The sequence below is a fragment of the Bacillus sp. X1(2014) genome, assembly GCF_007678255.1.
Genome location: NZ_VEED01000055.1, coordinates 1 through 762 on the forward strand (window position 1 = coordinate 1; position 762 = coordinate 762).

The following is a 762-nucleotide window of genomic DNA, read 5'->3' on the forward strand; positions in this document are numbered from 1 at the left end:
GCAGCATGAAATGAATAGGCGAACTGTTTTGTCCGTTCGTCTTTGACGTAGTAACCACTCTCTGGATCGGTTGTACTCTCTTTGATTTCTTTCGAATCATCCTTATCGAATTTATCAGGTGGGAATGGCTTTTTTCCATGGTCTTCTCGGTCTTGATTGATCTCTTCTTGAAGGCGTTCTTGATATGCGCGTGTCTCTTTGCGAACGACTTTCTTTTCAAATTTTCGTTTATTCGCACTGGCTTTCACATGGGTGGAGTCAACAAAGACGTGCTCCGCACTAATCAGCTTTTTCTCGGTAGCTATCTTTAATATACGATAGAAGATCTGTTCAAATAGGTCTGTATCTTTAAAGCGACGCTCATAGTTTTTTCCGAATGTGGAGAAGTGTGGTACTTTATCATGGAATCCGTAACCCAAGAACCAACGATAGGCCATGTTTGTTTCAACTTCTTCAATCGTCTTACGCATGGAGCGAATACCGAAGGTATATTGAATGAAGGTCAATTTAATCAAGATGATTGGATCGATACTTGGGCGACCTACTTCTGAATACATATCTTTCACCAAGTCATGAATAAAAGAGAAATCAATTGCCGACTCAATTTTACGAACCAGATGGTTCGTTGGTACAAGTTGGTCTAAAGCAATCATTTCAATTTGATCTCGTTGAATAGAATTATGTTTCGAAAGCATTGTCATCACCTCAAGATTTTATTACTACTATTTTACAACAAAAAAACTGTAGGCAAGCTCGTTTTTT

Annotated in this window: 1 protein-coding gene; it reads right to left on the bottom strand. The window is 38.7% G+C overall.

Annotated features, from left to right (window positions below):
* On the bottom strand, window positions 1-695 hold a 695-nt coding region (locus FS608_RS29730), incomplete at its 3' end, for a transposase (protein WP_144556151.1).
* Window positions 696-762 lie beyond the last annotated feature (67 nt).